Genomic DNA, 15820 nt, shown 5'->3' with positions numbered 1-15820 from the left:
AATCAATTCAAAAACTGGAATACCTGGTACGTGCTACTCGCTTTGGCACTGGTATTTCAGATTGTATTTTACTATTTGTTTACTAAATTCTGGGCATGAGTAATATCGATTGGGCAGTATTGATATTTACATTGCTTGCGGTGGTAACGTATGGCGTTTTTATCGGCCGCGGACAAAAAAGCAATGCATCATACTTAAAGGCAGATAATAAAATGCCCTGGTACATTGTGTTACTGGGTATTATGGCTACCCAGGCCAGTGCCATTACTTTTTTATCGGCACCAGGGCAGGCCTATACAGATGGTATGCGTTTCGTTCAATATTATTTCGGCTTGCCGTTGGCAATGATCGTTATATGTATCACATTTATCCCGATTTTTCAAAAATTAAATGTTTATACTGCTTATGAGTATCTCGAAAACCGTTTTGATAAAAAAACAAGAGTTTTAACCTCACTTTTGTTCCTGTTTTCCCGTGGATTGTCGACAGGGATCAGTATTTACGCCCCAAGTATTATCCTGTCTAGTGTTTTAAACTGGAACATCTATTTAACAAATATTTTAACTGGTGGAATACTGCTGATTTATACTTATGTTGGCGGTGCAAAGGCCATTGCGCATACACAGAAGCTGCAATTTCTGATAATTTTAGGAACAATGGCCTTTGCCGGATATCTTTTGGTGCAAAATATGCCCAATGGCATCGGTTTTAAAGATGCGCTGTATCTTGCCGGTAAATCGGGAAAATTAAATGTAATAACCACAGAATTTGATTGGAAGGATAAATACAATATCTGGAGTGGTTTAATTGGTGGTTTCTTTCTCGCACTTTCTTATTTTGGCACTGATCAGAGTCAGGTTGGAAGGTACATCACCGCAAAAGACAATACCAATGCGAAAATGGGGCTGCTCTTAAACGGATTGGTTAAAATACCAATGCAGTTTGCAATCTTATTAATCGGTGCTTTACTTTTCGCATTTTTCTCCTTAAAACCTGCACCGATCTATTTCAATGAGCATTCCTATCAATATTTAAAAGAAACGCAACCACAGCAGGCTGCTGTTTTCGAAAAAGAACACAATGCCTTGGCGCAGAAATTTAATGAGCAATCAAAAACCATACTTGTAGAAAAGGAACAGCAATCACCATTGTTAAATGTTGCTATTGAAAATTTTAAGTCAACCCAAAAACAAGTGAAAGAACTTCATGGTAGGGTAGAGGAAGCAATCAACAAAGCAAATTACAATGCAGAAAAAACAGATACCAATTATATATTTTTATATTTTGTTAAAAATACACTTCCGGTAGGAATGATCGGTTTGCTTTTCGCCGTCATATTTTTAGCCAGTTGGGGATCAATATCTGCGGCATTAAATTCATTGGCCGCCTGTTCTTTAAAAGATGTGCACCTCATTTTTAAAAAAAGTGCAGTAAACGATGAAACAGAGCTAAGATACAGCAGGCTGCATACATTGGCCTGGGGTATTTTTTCGATAGCGGTTGCCATGTTTGCCACACAAATGGGTTCGTTAATTGAAGCGGTTAATGTATTGGGTTCCTTATTTTATGGGCCTATACTTGGTATTTTCCTAGTGGCATTTTATTTTAAAAAGATAAACGGTCCGTTGGTGTTTTTTGCTGCAATCTTTTCCGAAATCGCAGTTATTGCTGTTTATGAGTTTGATATTGTTTCATTCCTGTGGCTTAACGTAATTGGTGCTGCTGCGGTGATTATATTTTCATTACTTGGGATGATATTTTATAACCCGCAAGTTAAAGCCAATAGTACATCTAAAGCATAGTACATTCGGTAAGACGAAATGTTAGAAAACTACTAATGAAATAATAAAAACGTTTCTTCGTTTTAAGACACTGGGATTATAGTTTTTATCAACTGAAAGCCATAAATTCGTGAAATTAAAAACAACAAAAACAGATAAATATAATACTATGAAAACGATGATTAAATCAATCGCTTTGCTATTTACGGCAATTACCATTTCTGTAAGTGCAATGGCACAAGATGCTCAGCCTAAGCCAAGTCCTGCGGCTACTGCAACAGGAAAAGTAAAGGGTGCAACCATTACCATTAACTACAGCAGTCCGGCAGTTAAAGGACGTAAAATTTGGGGAGGCCTTGAGGCTTTTGATAAAGTATGGCGTGCGGGTGCTAATGAGGCAACTACTTTTGAAACCGATAAAGATATCATGGTAGAAGGTAAAGCTTTGCCCGCAGGAAAATATAGCTTCTTTTTAATACCTAAAGAAAGTGGAACCTGGACAGCAATTTTTAACAAGGAGCCAAAACAATGGGGAGCTTACAAATACGAAGAAGCTAAGGATGCTTTACGCGTTGATGTTAAAACGAAAGCATTAAAAGCTACACAAGAGCGTTTGGTATATAAAATTACTAAAAGTGGTTTCTCTTTGGATTGGGATAAAATTTCAGTTCCGGTTACCATCAAATAATAACAATAATCTTATTTAAAGCCGTCTTGATTTTATATTTAGACGGCTTTTTTTGTTTTATTATCATCCTGATCTTGTTATGTTATCTCTTGTTAACACTATCAGCCTGGAAAACAGATCAGGCAACAACAATTGCACTGATACTATTAATTTAACGTTTTTAACCACAGATGAGCACAGAAAATACGGATTTCCCTATCTGTGTGCATCCTTTTTATCTGTGGTGAAATTACGTTCACCCGTAATTAGGGCTTCTAATAGCAAGACGAAGAACTTCTGTAAAGAAGCTAAAACATAATATCTACTTCATGTTAAAATGTTATTTTAGGCCGATTTAAAAACAGTACTACATAATGAAGTTTTCTCTTAAACTCCTGGCCTTTTTGCCGCTCATTTCATTAAACGTTTTAGCACAACATAAATCTCAGCTATTCACAGTCGAAACTGCAAAACCTGTAGATCAGGTAAATGTTTTTCTGGGCTCCTCTGCAGATCACGGACAAATGTCGCCAGCCGCATCTGCACCGTTTAGTATGTTAAGCATCGGTCCGCAAACGTATCCTAAAACACATACAGGTTACGAATTCCTGGCCAAAAAATTTGAGGGTTTTACCCATAATCGTTTTGAGGGCGTAGGTTGCCAGGGTTCTGGTGGGAATATTTTCATTAAACCCTTTTTAGGTACCGATCCGGCGCAAACTGAGCTGATTAAAGTTTCAGAAAAAGCAAATCCTGGGTATTACGAAGTGGGCTTTGAAAATAAAATTAAGGCAAGTTTTACGGTGTTTGGTAAAGCAGGGAAACATGCTTATCAATTTCCGAAAGGGGCAAAAGGTTTTTATATTGATTTAAGTTACGCCTTTAACGGTGCTTTTGTGGCAGAATCTCACGATATAAATGGCAACAGTGTAAGTGGATGGATTACTGCTAAAACCACTTGTGGGGTAGGTAAATACAAGCTGTTCTATTACATGGAAATCGGAAATAATGTTTCATGGAAAATAATTGATGATCATAAAATGATTGCCACTTTAAAAGAAGATGTAACTTCATCAGGTATCAATATCGCACTTTCATCGGTAAGTGTGGAATATGCAAAAGCCGCTATCAATAAAAACCCTTTTAACACCGTTAAAGAACAAAGCAAGGCTGAATGGAATACGAATCTTTCCAAAATTGCAGTAAACGGCGATCTGGAAAGCGCAAAACTGTTCTATTCACTATTATACCGTACCATGCAATCGCCTTATGTAATTTCTGAAACTGATGGCACCTACCGCAATACAAAAGGTGAAATTCAAAAGGATAAAGAAATCCGTTACAATGGCTGGGCCATATGGGACAACTACCGCACCCAGTTACCTTTACTTTCTTTAATAGCACAAAACCGCTATTCAGGAATGGTGAATTCTATTGCTGATTTATATAACTCAGGAAAAAAAGATTATGCAGGGCAAAATGAGCCATCAAATACGGTCCGTTCTGAACATGCCATTGTGGTATTGCTCGATGCTTACCGAAAAGGTTATCCTGTAGATTTTAATAAAATTGCCGATTCATTGGTGAAAGAAGTTGATGGTTTAGATTATAAATCGCCAGATAAAGCACTCGAATCCAGTTATGACAACTGGGCATTATCTGAAATTTTCAAGATTTTGAACAATAAGGAAAAATCAACTTTTTACCTAAATAAGGCACTGGATTATAAAAAATACTGGAATAAGGATTTTAAAGATATGAGCAAAAATGATGTAGACAGGATGCAGGCCAGAGGATTGTACCAGGGCACGATCTGGCAATACCGGTGGTTTGTTCCATACGATTTCAAAGGATTGATAGCGCTTGATGGTGGAGAAGAATCTTACCTTGCTAAGCTTGACGAGTTTTTTGCCCGCGATTTATATAATCATGCCAATGAGCCCGATCTTCAGGTACCATTGATGTATAATACCACCAAATTGGGCTATAAATCGCAATATTGGATGCATCAATTGGCTGCTGATACAGTAATTCAGAATTATTTTAACGATAACAGTAGGGGAATTGGCAGTTATATTGGCAAAATCTACCGAAATCAACCACATGCTTATCTCCGTACCATGGATGATGATGCGGGGGCAATGAGTGCATGGTATATATTTGCAGCAAGTGGCTTTTCTCCAGCCTGTGTAGGTTGGCCGGTATACTATTTAAATGTGCCTTTGTTTCCATCACTTAGCTATAACCTGCCGAAAGGGAAAACTTTTACCATCGAAACAGAAAATTTTAACCTCAAAAATAAATACATCAAAACTATTTTTCTTAACGGAAAGCCCTTCAAAAGGAATTACATCACCCAAGATGAAATTAATGCTGGAGGGGTACTTAAAATTGTAGCTTCGGCGGTTCCGGTAAAGATTTCGGATACAGAAAACTGGATTTCCAGCCTTGAAAAATAATTTAAAAAAAATAACTTACCCCGCAAACTTATTTCAATAATTCCTGTTGTTCTAGTATAAATTTCAAGATCATGGCACCTTTAAAATTAAGCGAAGAACAGCATGCTACATTAAGCAACAAGAACACATTAGAACAAATTAACGATCAACCTTTAGAACTTCATCCAGAAGCCTATAAAGTAAAAGGCCCATCTCCGGATAAGATGAAAACAGTATCATCTTCATTAAGGAACTACGCCCACGGTTTGTACGGGTTGTTGTAAACGCCTCCAATAAAATCTCATCATACCAGATTATATAAAGCAGTTAAGTATAAAACTTAACTGCTTTTTTGTTTGTACAAAGAAGTCAAGTTTTTAAAACTTGACTTCTTGGATCATAAAGCCCTATCTTGTTGCTATGAAACAAAGCGCAGGTATTTTACTCTTCAGAAAGAAAGATCAGCATCTCGAATTTTTTCTTGTACATCCCGGCGGTCCTTTTTTTGTTAAGAAAGATTTAGGATTTTGGACAATACCCAAAGGGGAATTAAATGAAAATGAAGAGCCATTAAATGCCGCCATCAGAGAGTTTGCCGAAGAAACAGGCAAAACATTATCAGGTGATTTTATAGCATTAAGTGCAATTGTGCAAAAAGGAGGTAAAAGGGTTTTATGCTGGGCCATTGAAGGGGAATTGGATCCATCTAGCATTGTGAGCAATACTTTTGAAATTGAATGGCCTCCACGATCAGGGAAAAAGCAAAATTTTGCTGAAGTGGATAAGGCCGGGTGGTTTAATTATAACGATGCGGTTAAACAAATTAATGAAAAACAGATTGCTTTACTCGATGAACTTACATTGAAACTAGGTAGCTAATCCAATATGAGAAATATCCTTTCCTGCACCATTGATAATCATTAAAATATGTTGTAGACTGGAAATATTTTCTATCATAAACAAAAAATTATTAATGATGTCATTTTTACGCTTAATAAATAATTTAAGCTTTTTCTTTGGCACATTTGTTTATCATAAAAACGAAGAAATGAATACACAAAAAATAGGTTGGATTGGGCTAGGTAATATGGGGATCCCAATGGCAGAACAATTAATAAAAGCTGATTACGCCGTTACGGTTTATAACAGGAGCAAGGATAAAGAAGCTGTTTTGAAAGAAATGGGTGCTTCAATTGCTGAAACGCCAAAAGATTTGGTTGCAGCTACCGATGTGGTAATTGTTATGGTTACCGATGATGTGGCAATAGAACAGGTTTTTAAAGGAGATGATGGACTTTTTAGCGCAGAAAATGCTGGCAAAATCATCATTAATATGAGTACAGTTTCTCCTTCAATTTCAAAAGAAATGGCTGCATTATGCCAAGATAAAGGAAGTATCTATTTAGATGCGCCAGTTTCTGGAAGTGTAAAACAGGCAGAAACAGGTCAGTTGGTAATTATGGTAGGAGGTGATGAAACTGCTTTCAACGAGGTAAAACCAATCCTCGAAAAAATGGGCAAAATGGCTGTACGCCTCGGCGAAGCAGGTGTTGGCAATGTGGCAAAACTCGCCATAAATTCATTATTGGCATTATATACCCAGGGTTTGGCAGAAACTGTTGTGTTTGCCAATCAACAAGGCATTAAAACCGAAGATTTACTTAATCTGATTAACAATGGGGCTATTGCTAATGTATTCACCAAAATTAAAGGCTATGTAATTGTTGCTGATAATTATAAACCCGCTTTTGCACTTAAGCACATTGTAAAAGATTTAAATCTAGCTAAAGCCATCGGCCTTGATTTGCCTTTAGCGAAAACAGCACGGAATACCTTTGAGGCTGCAGCTGCAAATTATGGAGAAGAAGATTTGATTGCAGTAATTAAGCAGCTTAAAGCATAATTGTAATAATTTGTTAATTGTTAATTATCAGTCTGTTCGGATAAAAATTCGAGCAGATTTTTTTGTATAATGCCTTCTTTATTTTGTCCTATCATTATATCATTTAATGTAATAACATATTTTGGATAGTTATCCTCTATTTTTAAAAGGTTTCCAAATTCACGGTTAGCAGTGATTTCGCTCTGTATAGTTAGGCAAACTTGTATATACGTTTTATTGCCATTTTTATCGGCTACAAAATCAATTTCATTTTCGCCCAGTTTACCAACAAAAACGTTAAAATTTTGCTGTTTTAAATGTAGGTAAACTGCGTTTTCCATTAATTTATGTAGATCAGCAACTTGGTTGAAACCTATAATTGCGTTTCTAAGGCCTAAATCCTCAAAATAATATTTTTCTCCTATTTCGAATATTTTTAGCCCACCCACTTCAGTGCGCTGAACCTTATGCACAAAAAAAGTATTGCTCAAAGCCCGCAAATAGTTTATGGTTAGTTGCGTGGAAATCTCTACTTTTTGCGATTTCAGGTATTTGCTGATATTATTAGCTGAAAATAAGCTTCCCATATTATCTGCGAGATAGGCCACAAGGTTTTCTAGAAAGGAAACACTACGTATATTTTCTCTGGCCACAACATCTTTTAGTAAAATGGTCGAATAAACACTTCGCAGGTATTCGTAAGGCAGATTTTCTTGTAGTCCGATATTTGGTAAAAAAGGCATTCCTCCATACTTAAGGTAAAGTATAAGTGATTCTTGTTTATTTTCTAGTTGATGAAATTCAAGAAATTCAATAAAGCTTAATGCATGAATCTGAAAAACCATATACCTTCCGGATAAATGAGTGGCAAGTTCGCCTGAAAGCATATTGGCATTACTGCCTGTACAATATATATCGCAGGTATTTTTTGCAAGTAAACTCCGTAAAGTTCTTTCAAATTCCTTTACCTCCTGAACCTCATCAATAAAAAAATAATTATTTTTATTGCTTGGAAATTTGTCTTTAAGGTGATTGGTTAAATCTTCATGTGTTTTAATATGTGTAAAATCATCCACTTCCATATTTATATACACAATGTTCGCTTTTTTATCAATTGCTTTGATATTTTCCATTAACTGAAGCATAACATAACTCTTACCAACACGCCTTTGGCCAGTAATTACCTTTATTACCTGTTTGTTGATAAATGGAGTAATCCGATTTGTATATATGGGTCTTTTGATAAGTTTCATGTATGCCGTATACTTTTCTCAAAAGTAGTAAAAGTTTCATGTATATCGTAAACTTATAAACAAATCATAAAAAGTTTCATGTATACCGTATAAAAAACCTTTAAGAAAGTTAGATTTTTAGTCCGCCGAAAGTGCTGCCTAAAATAATAGCAAGAACAATTAATGTTATTATAACATACATTTTATCCTTCTCGATTACAAAGGCAAATAGCGAAAATACAATTCGCATTATGGGCGTAATGATTAAGAGTAACACTCCAAACTGGATAATGGCCATGGGTTTTAATGTGAAAATCCCCATAAAAATCCCTTTAAAGGTAATATAACTGTTTTCTTCGCCTTTAAAGATATGATAATCCGGCCTGGCCGCTGTTCCATATTGAATGAGAAAGAGTATGCCGCCTGCTAACACCACTATACTGGCTGTAATTACACCAAACCGTAATAATTTTCCAACAATTTTTTCTACGTCGCGATCTTGTATAAGATGTGTGGAGATATTTTTCATAATCTTTTATTAAAATTTATGTTGATAGCCATTGTAGATCATTTCGAAGGCAACAAATGTAATGGCGATACAAAAGATAATTCTCAATGTTGATGGATTGATGCTTGTTAATAATTTTGCTCCGGTAAAAGCTCCGCCCAATACACCAAGTACAACCGGAAATGCAATTCCAGGATCCATGTATCCACGTTGCAAATAAACTACAGCACTGGCTGCTGCGGTAACACCAATCATAAAATTACTGGTGGTAGTACTCACTTTAAAAGGAATTTTCATTGCTGTATCCATTGCCAGTACTTTTAGTGCACCAGAGCCGATACCCAATAAGCCCGACATTAGACCAGCTACCGTCATGATGGAAAAACCTGCACCAACGTTTTTTAATTTATAATCTACCGTTCCTGTTGGGGTAGGATAGCTGCTGTTAAGCTTGAGTATTGCAGAAAGTTTACTGCCCTCAGTTAAGGCCACCTGGTTTTTTTTCCTTAAAGTCATTGCTGCCGAAAAAAGCAATACACTCCCGAAAAGAATCGCAATGGTATTTGTTGGAGTATAAACTGCAATTAAAGCACCAATTACTGCACCAACTGTTGTGGCGATTTCTAAAAACATACCCAAACGGATATTGGTAATTCCCTCTTTAATGTACGCGCTTGCAGCACCTGATGAATTGGCGATGGAAGCCAGTAAAGCGGCACCAATTGCATAGCGGATATCGACGTGAAAAACAAGGGTAAGTAAGGGGATTACAACTACGCCTCCGCCAAGACCGGTTAATGATCCAACGAGCCCTGCGAGATAAGCACCGAGGATGAGGATCAGGGTAAAAGTTAAAATTGACATGATATTAATGATTATTGTTCAAAATTGTTGTAATTGTCGCACTTGCGGTTTCGGTATCGCTTTGCTGTATTGCGTTAAAAAGCGCCTGGTGCAAGTGATGGCTCATTGCAAAATGGCTAATCCCTGAAGGAGCTCTTTTGGCAAAGAAATCGCGGATAATGATTGTGAAGCTTTCATAAAGGTCGGCCAGAACGCGGTTCCCTGAGGCGCGGGCAATGGCGAGGTGAAATTCGATATCGGCATTGGTACATTCAGCTCTTAATTCATGCTCAATTGCTTTTTTTCTATTTTCAAGTGCATCATGAATTATTTGAAGATCTGAATCTGTGCGGTTTTGGGTAGCTAAACGTACAATTTCCTGTTCGAGAAGGGCCCTTACCTGATTAATCTCTTCGAAATTCGAACTCCGCAGGCGTTGTTCAATCGGTTCGGTAGGCACGGCATTAACTTTTGTTCCAAAACCTTGCTGGACGGTGAGGATTCCAGATAGGGTAAGCGATTTAATTGCCTCTCTAACTGTAGAACGACCTACATTATAAAGTTCCATTAATGCAGGCTCTGATGGGATTTTTTCACCAACTTTAAATTTTCCGTCTTTAATATCTCTCCGAATTTTACCGGATACCTGCTCAAATAGTCTGCTCTCCTGTTTCATAATTTTCAATTAACAGTACAAACATACGATGTTTGTTTTAAACATCAGATGTTTTGTGTCTTTTTATTTTCATTTTTCGCTGACGGTTCAATATTTTTATTTATTGGAGTGTGCTTATTTATTGATTTTTAAAACTTTACGCGTTAGTATATGTTATTTCCTTCTAACTCAAAATAAATATGAACATTACATTAGAACAGGCTGAACAGGTAATTGCTGCGGCTAAGGCCAAAGCCATTGAAATTAATACTAAAATGAATATTGCAGTGGTAGATGCAGGCAGTAACCTGCTTGCTTTTGTGCGTATGGATGGTGCCTGGCTAGGCTCGGCTGATATTGCACAAAAGAAAGCCAAAACAGCCAATTGGTTTTTGATGGATACAAAAGCCTTAACACCACTTGTTCAACCCGGAGAACCATTATTTAATATTGAGCACTCAAACGGTGGGTTAATTACCTTTCCGGGTGGTGTGGTAATTAAAAATGAGGCAGGTGAGATTATTGGTGCAATTGGTGTTTCGGGCAGCACTGTTGATGATGATCATGCCGTGGCTACTGCCGGGGCAGACGCTTTATAGTAAACTTTGTTCTTCTATGCTGTTTATCTGGTTTATCCTAATGGGAAACTTGATAAACAGCATCTTTCCTTCCGCTTAACCAATCTGGTAAATCAACTTGTTTTAAGTAAAATTTATTTACATCTTCCTTCGTAAAGTTGATTTTTAAACACCTATAAAATTAAAATTCGATTTTTTATTTTCAGTAATGCCTGTTTATATAGCGTATAAGGCCCATTATTTGAAAAAAATAAAAATAATTAACCTAATATTTGTAACGTACGATATTTATCGTACCTTTAAATTATGAAAAGTAATCAAGCTGGAAATAATCTGCCCGAACCTACTAAAGCCGAATTGGAAATTCTTCAGGTATTGTGGGAGTTCGGACCATCTACAGTTCGGTTTGTAAACGATAAATTGAACATTCAAAAAGAGGTAAACTATACTTCAACTTTAAAGCAGATGCAAATTCTGACCGAAAAAGGGATCTTAAAACGTGATGAAAGCCAAATGAAACACATTTATATTCCGGTTGAGGCAGAAGAAAAAACAAAAGTTCAACTGTTAGATCGTTTCGTTAATACTTTGTACAAAGGTTCAGCTTCGCAGTTGATGATGCAGTTATTGGGTAATGAAAAAACATCTAAACAAGAAATTGAAGAGATAAAGCGGCTATTGGATAGCATGGATTAACAGAATCTAAAAGAACCACAATCATGGATTTTAAATTAATTAAGCTTTTACCCGAAAATTGGCTGCATGCCTTAGGGACTACCTTGTTCCACTCATTATGGCTTGGTGTAATCCTGTCTCTTATTGCAGGCCTGGTGATGTTTACAACCCGCAAAGCAAGTGCTACCCTGAGGTACAACCTGCTAACCATTTGTTTGGGGCTTTTTGTTTTGTCCATCGGCATTACCTTTTTTAACGAGCTTCAAAAACCCAGTGCTTACGAGAACCAAATTATTCATCAAAGCGGAATTAATGTGCCAACTGCGCTGGCAGATCAACAAACAGTAGCGGCATTACAACATAACATGTATTCCGGAATAAACAGAATCCTTTCGGCCTGGAATGCCAATTCTTATCAGATTGTATTGATTTGGTTTTTAATTATTTGTGGCAAAAGTATCCAGTTAATGGTAGGTTTAAATGGTGTATATCATTTACGCAGGCATAAAACTTATGCTGCGGGAATAAAATGGGATGAAAAATTAACTGAACTTACCGCAAAGATGGGTTTAACCCAACCTGTTAAGATAATGCAATCGGGCATTGCGCATGCACCCATGGTGGTAGGGCACTTAAAACCGCTCATACTGATTCCGCTAGGTTTGCTAAATGGGCTTTCCAATGCCGAAGTTGAGGCTATTCTTGCGCATGAACTTGCGCATATCAAGCGTAAAGATTATTTGGTTAACCTGTTGCAAAGCTTTATTGAAATTGTTTTCTTCTTTAACCCAGCGGTACTTTGGGTATCACAATTAATAAAAACAGAACGCGAAAATTGCTGTGATGATTTGGCCATCGCATGCGTGGATGATCGCAAAAACTATGTTCAAGCCCTTATAGTCTGTCAGGAATTTAAGCAGCGTGCACCTGCTTATGCCATGGCGATTACAGGTAAGAACGGTAGCCTGCTGCATAGAGCCAGCAGGATGTTATTTAACACCAATTCAACTTTAAACAAAATGGAAAAAACAATATTAACCATCGCCCTGGTATCGGTAGTGGTTTGTACTGCCGCTTTTAAAAGTGTAGGCAATGCAAAAACAACTACCAAAAAAGAAGTGTCCAGTTTAGTGCAGATTAAACAGGATAGCACCAGAAAAACTAAATCTACACAAAGCAAACCGACTGATCAACTGGAGAAGGAAATCAATGTGAAAATGGAACGACAACTTAAACAGTTGGATGAAAAGCGTAAAAAAGCCGAAACAGATGAAGATGTAAAAGCCAGAGCTGAAGATTTAAAAGCAAGGCAGCAAGATGCAGATCATGCTAAGGAGGATGCCAGAGCAAGAATAGAGGACGCTAAGGCAAGAATTGAAGACGAGATGTTAAGAAAAGTTGATGAAAAATGGGCTAAAGAAGATGCCAAATGGGCTAAAGAAGATGCTAAGTGGGCAAAAGAAGATGCTAAATGGGCTCAGGATGATAAGCGTGGTGATGGTCCTCGTTCACCAAGGGCACCCCGCCCGCCGCGCCCGCCAAGAGCACCAAGAACTCCGAGATCGTCTATCGCCGTTCCTGCAATGCCTGCCGTGCCAGCAGCTCCTGCATTGCCACCAAATCAAATAAATCCACCAACTCCGCCTACGCCGCCATTAAATAATGGTAAAACGGTTAATCAGCGCACGGTTACTTCCAAAAGCGTTACCAATGGTGACGGCCATGATTATACCAACCAAATCAATCAACAATTGATGAAAGACGGAATCATCAGTAGCACCAATAAATTATCGTACAAGCTTAATAAGGATGAACTGATTGTAAATGGCGAAAAACAAAGTGCCGACGTTCAGAAAAAGTACAAGCAAAAGTTTTTAAAAAACGATAACCATTCGCTGATGTATAATTTTCTGATCGAAAACAACAAAAACTAATTTTCTAAAAGCGCTAATCCAATAACACATCATGAAATTTAAGCTCGTGGCTTTTTTAGCCTCATGGATAAATATTGCCCTTACTTTTGCCCAAGTTCAACCCCAACAAAGCCGAATTTATGGTCGTGTATTGGATGCCGATGAAAAAAATATAGAATTTGCCACTATTGCCCTGATTAAAGATTCGCTGCTGATAAAAACTACTTTTACAGAAAAGGACGGTCAGTTTAGTTTTGATAAGCTCGCTTATGGTAAGTACATCATCAAAGTATCGGTTGTGGGTTCGCCCATTTATCAAACCGATACTTTGGTTTTAACACCTGATCATACCGTTATTAATTTAACCGATATTAAGATCAAAACGGGAGCAACTAATTTAAAGGAAGTCAATGTTTCGGGCCAGAAAGCATTTGTAGAGCGTAAGATAGACCGTACAGTGGTTAATGTTGATGCTTTAATTTCCAATGCTGGTACAACTGCACTGGATGTATTAAGTAAATCGCCCGGAGTAAATGTAGATCAAAATGGTGCAATCTCGCTCAAAGGAAAAGGTGGTGTAGCTGTTTTTATTGATGATAAACCGACCTATTTATCGGGGGCCGACCTGGAAAATTACCTGCGTTCGTTGCCGTCTTCTTCACTTGATCAGATTGAACTGATGACCAACCCGCCTGCCAAGTACGATGCTGCAGGAAATGGAGGGGTTATTAATATAAAAACTAAAAAAACCAAAACCGCTGGTTTTAATGGAGGGATTAATCTGAGTTTGAACCAGGGAGAATTAAGCCGATCGAACAATAGTTTTAATTTTAATTACCGAAAGGATAAAATTAATGTTTTTGGAAACCTGAGTTACAACCTGAACAATAGTTTTACAGATCTTGACCTTAACAGGAAATACAAAAATGAAGATGGTAGTGCCAAATCCTATTTCAATCAAAATTCATATTTCCGTAGGCATGGCAACACATTTAATTTAAAAACCGGTTTAGATTATTATGCATCTGATAAAACCACCTGGGGTATTGTGCTTACCGGAATGAACCGGATTTCTAAGCAGGTTAATAACAATACCAGTAATTTATCCAATGCTTCTGTTCAGTTGGATTCTGTTATAAGGGCGGAAAATATCGACCAGATTAAATATCAAAATGCAGGGGTAAATTTAAATTACCGGCATAAATTTAACCAGGCTGGCAGGGAGATTACTTTTGATGCCGATTACCTGTTGTACCGTAACCAAACTGATCAAACCTATTATAATTTCAGTTATCTGCCTGCCGGAACTTTAAAGTATCAGGATATTTTAACAGGTAATTTGCCTGCTGATATTGATATTTATACGGCAAAAGTGGATTATTCCCATCCACTCGAAAACAAATGGAAGATTGATGCAGGTGTTAAAACTGCTTACACCAAAACAGATAATATTGCCGACTATTTTAATACTGCCAATAATAAAACCAATGCCGATTACGAAAAGAGCAACCACTTTTTATATGAAGAACATATTAATGCGGTTTATTTGAATATGAGTCGCGAAGGAAAGCGTTTTTCCTTACAGGCAGGATTGCGCTATGAAAATACAGTTTCAAATGGTCATCAGCTTGGCAATCTGATTAAACCTGATTCGAGTTTTAAGCGAACTTACAACAGTTTGTTTCCAACACTTTATTTTTCTTACAAATTAGATACTGCCGGCAACAACCAACTGGGTTTAAATTACGGCAGGCGGATCGATCGTCCGTATTACCAGGATTTGAATCCGTTTTTCTCTCCGCTGGATAAATTTACCTACTATGTAGGGAATCCTTTCCTAAAGCCATCATTTACACAAAGCGTCGAACTTTCGCATACCTTTAAAAACAAAATTACCACCACATTTGGGTACAGTTGGGTTAGGGATGAAGTAAATGAAACCATCGAAATAGTGGAGGGTACGTATTACAGCCGACCTGCAAATGTGGGCAAAACAACAGTGGCTAACGTTTCGGTTGATGCTGAAATAGACCTGGCCAAGTGGGTAAAGTTGAATGCATACCTGGAGGTTGCGAAAATGGTTTCTAAAACCGATTTCTATACGGGGTTTTTGGTTACCAATGGAAGTTATTTCAGGGCAAACCCTACGTTGCAGTTTAAAATAAGTAACACATGGAATGCCGAGTTGAACATGCGTTATCAAAGTAAATTTTCTAATGTTCAGTTTTTCCTGGGTTCTGTGCATGAATTTGGAGCGGCTGTGCAGAAAAAGCTTTCCCCAAAAAGCACACTCAAGTTAACAGCAAGCGATATATTTAGAAACCGTATTTACAGAGGCGTAATTAATAACCTTGCAGCCACAGAGGCCAATTGGGTAAACAAACAAGATTCTCGTGCGGTGATGCTGAGTTACAGTTACCGTTTTGGAAAGGCATTTTCGTTGCCAGCCAAGCATGAATCTTCTGGTGCAGATGCTGAGAAAAATAGGGTAAAGAATTAGGGTTTATTTTCAGGATGCGAAGCTTATTTGACTTCGGTTTACCTCAATTGTAAGCGCGGCAGAGTTCGAATGATGTTCAGTTAACTCAGTTAACAATGATGGAACATAAAAAAGTTTATGAGGAAAAATATGAGCAGTTTCACCCTAT

Annotated in this window: 14 protein-coding genes; 10 read left to right on the top strand and 4 right to left on the bottom strand. The window is 37.4% G+C overall.

Features of this window, described 5'->3' with window-relative positions; all coding sequences use genetic code 11:
- Nucleotides 1-95: 95 nt before the first annotated feature.
- The 6 genes from ASE74_RS16410 (at nt 96) to ASE74_RS16385 (ending at nt 6789) form a co-directional block, all read left to right on the top strand.
- Nucleotides 96-1802 carry a sodium:solute symporter gene (locus tag ASE74_RS16410; protein WP_055911280.1) on the top strand — a complete coding sequence of 569 codons (1707 nt, stop codon included), beginning with the start codon at nt 96-98 and terminating at the stop codon, nt 1800-1802.
- A gap of 148 nt (nt 1803-1950) precedes the next feature.
- Nucleotides 1951-2469: a DUF2911 domain-containing protein gene (locus tag ASE74_RS16405; protein ID WP_055911990.1), complete on the top strand. Its 519-nt coding sequence runs from the start codon at nt 1951-1953 to the stop codon at nt 2467-2469.
- Nucleotides 2470-2822: 353 nt separating this feature from the next.
- Entirely contained in the window at nt 2823-4907 is a 2085-nt protein-coding gene (locus ASE74_RS16400; RefSeq protein ID WP_055911278.1) for a glycoside hydrolase domain-containing protein, read from the top strand.
- Nucleotides 4908-4978: 71 nt separating this feature from the next.
- Nucleotides 4979-5170, top strand: a complete 192-nt coding sequence (locus ASE74_RS16395; RefSeq protein ID WP_055911276.1) for a hypothetical protein — start codon at nt 4979-4981, stop codon at nt 5168-5170.
- A gap of 136 nt (nt 5171-5306) precedes the next feature.
- Nucleotides 5307-5765, top strand: a complete 459-nt coding sequence (locus ASE74_RS16390; RefSeq protein WP_055911274.1) for an NUDIX domain-containing protein — start codon at nt 5307-5309, stop codon at nt 5763-5765.
- A 169-nt stretch (nt 5766-5934) separates the two neighbouring features.
- Nucleotides 5935-6789 carry an NAD(P)-dependent oxidoreductase gene (locus tag ASE74_RS16385; RefSeq protein WP_055911988.1) on the top strand — a complete coding sequence of 285 codons (855 nt, stop codon included), beginning with the start codon at nt 5935-5937 and terminating at the stop codon, nt 6787-6789.
- 20 nt (nt 6790-6809) lie between these two features.
- Here ASE74_RS16385 and ASE74_RS16380 read toward each other — a convergent pair whose 3' ends face one another.
- The 4 genes from ASE74_RS16380 to ASE74_RS16365 form a co-directional block, all read right to left on the bottom strand.
- Nucleotides 6810-8021 (bottom strand): ATP-binding protein, encoded by a 1212-nt coding sequence (locus ASE74_RS16380; protein WP_055911272.1) that lies wholly within the window; start codon nt 8019-8021, stop codon nt 6810-6812.
- Between the two features lie 109 nt (nt 8022-8130).
- Entirely contained in the window at nt 8131-8529 is a 399-nt protein-coding gene (locus tag ASE74_RS16375; RefSeq protein WP_055911270.1) for a DUF1634 domain-containing protein, read from the bottom strand.
- Between the two features lie 9 nt (nt 8530-8538).
- Nucleotides 8539-9372, bottom strand: a complete 834-nt coding sequence (locus tag ASE74_RS16370) for a sulfite exporter TauE/SafE family protein (RefSeq protein WP_055911268.1) — start codon at nt 9370-9372, stop codon at nt 8539-8541.
- A gap of 4 nt (nt 9373-9376) precedes the next feature.
- Nucleotides 9377-10027, bottom strand: coding sequence for a FadR/GntR family transcriptional regulator (locus tag ASE74_RS16365; protein WP_055911266.1), 651 nt, complete (start codon nt 10025-10027; stop codon nt 9377-9379).
- A gap of 179 nt (nt 10028-10206) precedes the next feature.
- Between ASE74_RS16365 and ASE74_RS16360 the strand changes: the two genes are divergently transcribed.
- The 4 genes from ASE74_RS16360 (at nt 10207) to ASE74_RS16345 (ending at nt 15672) form a co-directional block, all read left to right on the top strand.
- Nucleotides 10207-10605: a heme-binding protein gene (locus tag ASE74_RS16360; RefSeq protein ID WP_055911264.1), complete on the top strand. Its 399-nt coding sequence runs from the start codon at nt 10207-10209 to the stop codon at nt 10603-10605.
- A 285-nt stretch (nt 10606-10890) separates the two neighbouring features.
- Nucleotides 10891-11280 (top strand): BlaI/MecI/CopY family transcriptional regulator, encoded by a 390-nt coding sequence (locus ASE74_RS16355; protein ID WP_055911262.1) that lies wholly within the window; start codon nt 10891-10893, stop codon nt 11278-11280.
- Between the two features lie 23 nt (nt 11281-11303).
- A complete protein-coding gene (locus ASE74_RS16350; RefSeq protein ID WP_055911260.1) occupies nt 11304-13193 on the top strand; it encodes a M56 family metallopeptidase in 1890 nt (629 codons plus the stop codon).
- 31 nt (nt 13194-13224) lie between these two features.
- Nucleotides 13225-15672, top strand: a complete 2448-nt coding sequence (locus ASE74_RS16345) for an outer membrane beta-barrel family protein (protein WP_055911258.1) — start codon at nt 13225-13227, stop codon at nt 15670-15672.
- The last annotated feature ends 148 nt before the right edge of the window (nt 15673-15820 follow it).

The sequence above is a fragment of the Pedobacter sp. Leaf216 genome, assembly GCF_001421515.1.
GTDB lineage: Bacteria > Bacteroidota > Bacteroidia > Sphingobacteriales > Sphingobacteriaceae > Pedobacter.
The sequence above is the reverse complement of the archived record's forward strand: the minus strand, read 5'-3'. Positions and strand labels throughout refer to the sequence as shown.

Coding starts and splice junctions, on each gene's coding strand:
- ASE74_RS16370 (WP_055911268.1), bottom strand. CDS start 9,372: ATGTCAATTTTAACTTTTACCCTGATCCTCATCCTCGGTGCTTATCTC.
- ASE74_RS16405 (WP_055911990.1), top strand. CDS start 1,951: ATGAAAACGATGATTAAATCAATCGCTTTGCTATTTACGGCAATTACC.
- ASE74_RS16390 (WP_055911274.1), top strand. CDS start 5,307: ATGAAACAAAGCGCAGGTATTTTACTCTTCAGAAAGAAAGATCAGCAT.
- ASE74_RS16400 (WP_055911278.1), top strand. CDS start 2,823: ATGAAGTTTTCTCTTAAACTCCTGGCCTTTTTGCCGCTCATTTCATTA.
- ASE74_RS16410 (WP_055911280.1), top strand. CDS start 96: ATGAGTAATATCGATTGGGCAGTATTGATATTTACATTGCTTGCGGTG.
- ASE74_RS16355 (WP_055911262.1), top strand. CDS start 10,891: ATGAAAAGTAATCAAGCTGGAAATAATCTGCCCGAACCTACTAAAGCC.
- ASE74_RS16360 (WP_055911264.1), top strand. CDS start 10,207: ATGAACATTACATTAGAACAGGCTGAACAGGTAATTGCTGCGGCTAAG.
- ASE74_RS16365 (WP_055911266.1), bottom strand. CDS start 10,027: ATGAAACAGGAGAGCAGACTATTTGAGCAGGTATCCGGTAAAATTCGG.
- ASE74_RS16375 (WP_055911270.1), bottom strand. CDS start 8,529: ATGAAAAATATCTCCACACATCTTATACAAGATCGCGACGTAGAAAAA.
- ASE74_RS16345 (WP_055911258.1), top strand. CDS start 13,225: ATGAAATTTAAGCTCGTGGCTTTTTTAGCCTCATGGATAAATATTGCC.
- ASE74_RS16385 (WP_055911988.1), top strand. CDS start 5,935: ATGAATACACAAAAAATAGGTTGGATTGGGCTAGGTAATATGGGGATC.
- ASE74_RS16395 (WP_055911276.1), top strand. CDS start 4,979: ATGGCACCTTTAAAATTAAGCGAAGAACAGCATGCTACATTAAGCAAC.
- ASE74_RS16380 (WP_055911272.1), bottom strand. CDS start 8,021: ATGAAACTTATCAAAAGACCCATATATACAAATCGGATTACTCCATTT.
- ASE74_RS16350 (WP_055911260.1), top strand. CDS start 11,304: ATGGATTTTAAATTAATTAAGCTTTTACCCGAAAATTGGCTGCATGCC.